Annotated in this window: 4 protein-coding genes and 1 pseudogene; 1 reads left to right on the top strand and 4 read right to left on the bottom strand. The window is 47.6% G+C overall.

The window, feature by feature from the left end; genetic code table 11:
* Nucleotides 1-126 precede the first annotated feature (126 nt).
* A pseudogene (gene tnpC, locus R7Z77_RS23555) lies at nucleotides 127-873 on the bottom strand (IS66 family transposase); the annotation flags it as partial.
* A 384-nt stretch (nucleotides 874-1,257) separates the two neighbouring features.
* Entirely contained in the window at nucleotides 1,258-1,560 is a 303-nt protein-coding gene (locus R7Z77_RS23550) for a hypothetical protein (RefSeq protein WP_213870761.1), read from the bottom strand.
* 308 nt (nucleotides 1,561-1,868) lie between these two features.
* On the opposite strand from R7Z77_RS23550, the gene R7Z77_RS23545 reads away from it, so the two are divergent.
* Nucleotides 1,869-3,512 carry a BCCT family transporter gene (locus R7Z77_RS23545; protein WP_005396859.1) on the top strand — a complete coding sequence of 548 codons (1,644 nt, stop codon included), beginning with the start codon at nucleotides 1,869-1,871 and terminating at the stop codon, nucleotides 3,510-3,512.
* Nucleotides 3,513-3,707: 195 nt separating this feature from the next.
* Here the strand turns inward: R7Z77_RS23545 and R7Z77_RS23540 are convergent, their stop codons facing one another.
* Nucleotides 3,708-4,565: a mechanosensitive ion channel family protein gene (locus R7Z77_RS23540; protein ID WP_262660546.1), complete on the bottom strand. Its 858-nt coding sequence runs from the start codon at nucleotides 4,563-4,565 to the stop codon at nucleotides 3,708-3,710.
* Nucleotides 4,566-4,642: 77 nt separating this feature from the next.
* Nucleotides 4,643-5,170, bottom strand: coding sequence for a sodium:calcium antiporter (locus R7Z77_RS23535; RefSeq protein ID WP_022591086.1), 528 nt, complete (start codon nucleotides 5,168-5,170; stop codon nucleotides 4,643-4,645).
* Nucleotides 5,171-5,243: the final 73 nt, after the last annotated feature.

Genomic DNA, 5,243 nt, shown 5'->3' with positions numbered 1-5,243 from the left:
GCTTTATATGAAGCAGATGTCTCCGCACTTTATCAAGCGATTGCAGAGCATGTCGTTGATAAGCTAGGACTTAAAACGTAATCGTTCACCAAGGTAACTTGACTCGATATTAACGGGGGGAACAGCCTATAGATCAAAGATGTTGGGGTACGGTCTCTTCGCCACAACAGCCGTGATGATCTCACTCAACACTGACATTGCCGACAAGCCACGTTTTTTGCAGGTTTCGATGAGGGTATGTATCCTACTGCGGAATTTATCGCCTGCATCCGAGGTCGTTCCGAAGCTGATTTTCCTTTGGATTACAAAACCTCTAATACATCGCTCAGCTTCATTATTGGTTAAGGGGATTGACACTTTCTTGAGGAAAACCCACAAGCTCTCTCTATGTTTGAGCAGTAACTTGCATCGCCCCCGATATCGCTTGACCATGACATCAGTCCCTTTGCTCAACCAATGATCGAACGATTTCTGCAACCTACGCATTCTTCGTAAGTATAGCGCATAATTTAACTCATCTTGTTCATAACGATGCCGAGTATGGAAAATGGCGTTCGTCAGCAAACAAAGATGTCTGCCAATATAAGCGGTGTGGCCACCGCCACTATAATCCGCCATTTGCTGAAGGTTACGCTTCACATGTGCCCAACATAACTGATGACGGTCTGCGGCTATCCAGTTATAGCTAGGGCACTGGTCGCTGACCACAATGCCTGCATAGTCTTCATCAATGACCTTTTTCGCTGATGAGGTCGAGCGCGAATAAAGTATTTGCTCATAGACAAGGTCATCACTTGCCACTAACCAACACCAGCGAAGGCTTTGTTCATCATTTCTGTGATGAGAGGTCTCGTCAGCATGAATCAAAGGTGATCTGAACCAGGTCACCGTTGCTACTGGAAAGGTTAGCGATCGTATCGCGCAGAGAAATAATCGTACGATAAAAAAGTTGATCAAGAAAATGCGATAACCACGCAAACTATCGTGGCAACAACCGTCGCAAGGATCGCATTGTTTCTGGTCCATCGAACTGAGCAAAGGCAATCGAACGGTCTAAGCCAATTGCCTAGTACCATTTTTGTCCCCAACATTAATAACATGTGAGAACAAGATTTTGGGTTACCCGTTAAGAGTGTAGTCAAACACAGAGCTCTGTTTACCAACAGCATTCAGCACGGCTTCTTAAGCCTAGGATAATCCGTAACTTTGTCGCCACTTTTAGTAACAGACGACGATGAAGGCAGCAATGTCGTGTTGTCACTCATGATCACAGCCACCGCACTCGAGATAGTCGTTTTGACCATGTCGTTCAAAAACGATAAGGTCAAATCCGCGGATACGGTACCGCCCTGCATTTTTTCGATACAGGAAGCGCGCTGCGCTCTCCAGATTGAGCGCGTTAGCCAGAGACTTGGTCTGGTTAATCAGTTCATCGGCAGAGCCTGTCATCGGCTGGTTTTTATACTGTTGGGCAATTTTGCTCACACCGCCGGCTTTCTCATCGATGTAGGAGCTGATCATTTCCGCTTGCTCCAATACAAAACTGTTACTTTGAGCCATAATACTCTTAGTCAAAGAGGTTTTTGCTCGTAGTAAGAGGCGAAATTGGCCAATGCAACGGAGGTTGCAACCAGTAAGATAACGGACAATAATAAGGTCCTTTTAATGCCATGTTTTTCATTATTTTTTCCATCTCAGATGGTGATTTATGGCAGTACTAACTGGGTATTTTTTTATATTAGGAGAGTTTTATATCCAATGGAAATGACCTAAATCATTTTCTTGGAAAAAGAGAAGCACTCACATTATCTGAGTGCTTAGCTTCTCACGACATCTAGTGAATTTTTATAACCAACAATGGAGAGAAAATGAGTAGCGATAACGGTGGTGTTCCCCACCCTAGTGGCAAAGCAAACCCAATCGATACGGATTATACCGTTGGTCAGGACAACGTCGTTCTTTCCGTCGGTCCGTTTGGCCTGGACATTCATAACCGGGTTTTCGCCGTCTCAGGCTTAGCGATTGTCATCTTTGTATTTGCAACCCTAATCTTTCGCGAACAAGTCGAACCCCTGTTTCTTCACTTAAGATCTTGGCTCACCTCAAGTCTTGATTGGTTCTTCTTGTTATCAGGTAACATTTTTGTTGTCGTCTGTCTCGGACTGGCCATATCACCGTTAGGCCGGGTCAGAATCGGCGGTACCGATGCCACTCCGGATTATTCCTATTCAGGATGGCTGGCGATGTTATTTGCGGCCGGCATGGGGATTGGCCTGGTCTTCTTTGGCGTTTCTGAACCCATGACCCATTTCACTACCGCGCTGGGCGGCACCACACTGGAAAATGGTGTGCGTACCGACTGGGCACCACTGGGTGGTGCGATGGGTGATACCGAAGCCGCACGTTCGCTCGGTATGGCAGCGACGATTTACCATTGGGCACTTCACCCTTGGGCAATATACGCATTGCTGGCTCTGGGACTGGCTATTTTCTCGTTCAACAAAGGGTTACCACTGACTATGCGTTCAGTGTTCTATCCGCTGTTTGGCGAACGAGTCTGGGGCTTGACTGGTCATATCATCGATATTCTGGCAATTGTGGCGACGGTCTTCGGTCTGGCGACATCTCTGGGCTACGGCGCGTCTCAGGCTGCGACCGGGTTAAACTTCCTGTTTGATATCCCATTGACTGACACCACGCAAATTATTCTGATCATTGTGATCACTGCATTTGCACTGCTGTCTGTACTGGCTGGCCTTGATGGCGGCGTAAAACGCCTGTCAGAAATGAACATGCTGCTGGCTGCACTGCTGCTGTTTTTCGTGGTAGTCATCGGTCCGACAGCCGCGATTCTGCTCGGATTTTTCGATAATATCGGTGCTTATCTGACCAACTTCCCTGCACTGTCGATGCCATTTGGCCGTGAAGATGTGAACTATTCTCAAGGCTGGACATCGTTCTACTGGGCGTGGTGGATTTCATGGTCACCATTCGTCGGTATGTTCATTGCTCGTGTATCACGTGGCCGAACCGTACGCGAGTTTATCGTCTGTGTGCTGATTGTTCCGTCAACCGTGTGTGTGTTCTGGATGACGGCGTTCGGTGGTACCGCGATCAGTCAATACGTCAACGATGGTTATAAAGCCGTGATGGACGCAGACCTGCCATTGAAACTGTTCGAAATGCTTGAAGTTATGCCTCTGCATGAAATTACATCATTCATCGGTATCGTACTGGTCGTTGTGTTCTTTATCACATCATCGGATTCAGGTTCGCTGGTTATCGATACCATTGCTGCCGGCGGTAAAGTGGATGCACCGACACCACAGCGCGTGTTCTGGTGTACCTTCGAAGGCTTAGTAGCGATAGCATTGCTGCTGGGTGGTGGTTTGGCTGCGGCGCAGGCGATGGCGGTAACAACCGGCTTCCCGTTCACTATCGTCTTGTTGATAGCGACAATATCGCTGATTAAAGGCCTGATGAGTGAACCGCGGGTTAAGAAAGCCAAATAACGGTTTACTTTAAAAGACAATGGGCAGGCTCCGTGTCCGAGTTTGTGTAACGGAGCCACTCATTGACAAAGTGACTATTCAGTCTCTCGTCATCAATATGTAAACACATTTCAGGACGAGACACTGATACGAAAAAGCCTCGCAGTGATAACTGCGAGGCTTTTTTATGTAGCATTAAACGCTAATGGCTGAGCATCAGGCCTTGTTCTGACCCAGCAATTCCTGCGCTTGAGGCTGAGTCATCGTAATGTGCAGATCACGTTGCGGGAACGGAATGGTCATACCCGCTTCCTCAATCTTACCTTTCACCTGACGCTGAATGCTCCAGTAGGTTTCCCAGTATTTATCCGTGGTACACCAGGCGCGTAGTTGCAGATTCACTGAGCTGTCCGCCAGCATCTGAACCATCACCTGCGGTTTCGGATCCAGCATGACTGTTTCATGGCTGAGCGCTAAATCCTGAAGCACTTTCAGGCCGGTTTCAATTGAATCCTCGTAAGAGATACCTACCACGATTTCCATACGACGACGGCCGTTACGGCTGAAGTTACGAATGGTTGCGTTCCAGACGGTGCGATTCGGGCTGGAAATATACAGGCCGTCACCGGTTTCAAATACTGAGGTGAACAAACCAATATCTTTTACCGTACCGCTGTAACCGGCAAACTCAACGAATTCACCTTTTTTTATCGGTTTCAGGAACAAAATCATAATCCCCGCAGCAATATTGCTCAGGGTATCTTTTAATGCCAGGCCAATCGCCAAACCGGCCGCACCGACTAAGGCAACCAAACTGGTGGTATTGACACCAAACAGGTCGAGAATAATGACCAGAGCGAGAATGTAGACAATATAACCACCGACTTTAGACATCAGAGACGCGACAATCTCATCACCATTGCTCACTTTCATAATGGCTTTCTGAATACCGGCACGCATCAGTTTTGATGCGATAGAAGCAATCACTAAAATAAGCAGGGTTAAAATTGAGTTCTGGATGATATCCAGAATCAACGCCTGATGTGTCTCGTAAAAGCTGACGAGTAACTCCATTTTTATCTCCGTAACGGGTTATGGATGTTGTAAAACGGTACCCGGATATCTCAACCAGGCACCAGCATTAAGCAGCGCTAACCAACACTGCCTTGAATCAAGTAAATGTTATAACTTAAATAACACAGAACGAACACTCCCCCTTCCAGGCGGGAAATAGTTTTTGCTTTACCAATTTTTACCGCAGTGAAGAGCAGCAAGGCCGTACAGAACAGGACCGATGACCAGTCACGCCAGAAAATTTCCGCTCCAACATCGGAAATCGGCTCAATGGCACCGGCAATACCGACCACGGCCAGCGAATTAAACATGTTTGAGCCTACCACGTTACCGACAGCCAAGTCATGCTCACCTTTACGCGCTGCCGCAAGCGATGCCGCCAGTTCCGGCAATGAAGTCCCCAGAGCGACAATCGTCAGACCAATCGTCAGTTCACTGACACCCAGTTCCTGAGCAATATTGACCGCTCCCCACACTAAAATGCGAGAGCTCGCGACCAGCAACACCAAACCGGTAACGAGCCAGAAAATAGCTCGGGATAAGGTCATAGATTGCGGCATCACCTGTTGTTCTACTTCAGGCGGTAGCTGGCTTTTCCGTGGCATTCGTTCACTGGATGAGCAACAACAGAAGTTTATTACGCGTGTTCCAATGACCATTAAATCAGCCAAAGAGGCC

This window comes from Vibrio sp. 1401, assembly GCF_033340295.1.
Note: the sequence above shows the minus strand (reverse complement) of the source record. Positions and strands in the feature narration are given on the sequence as shown.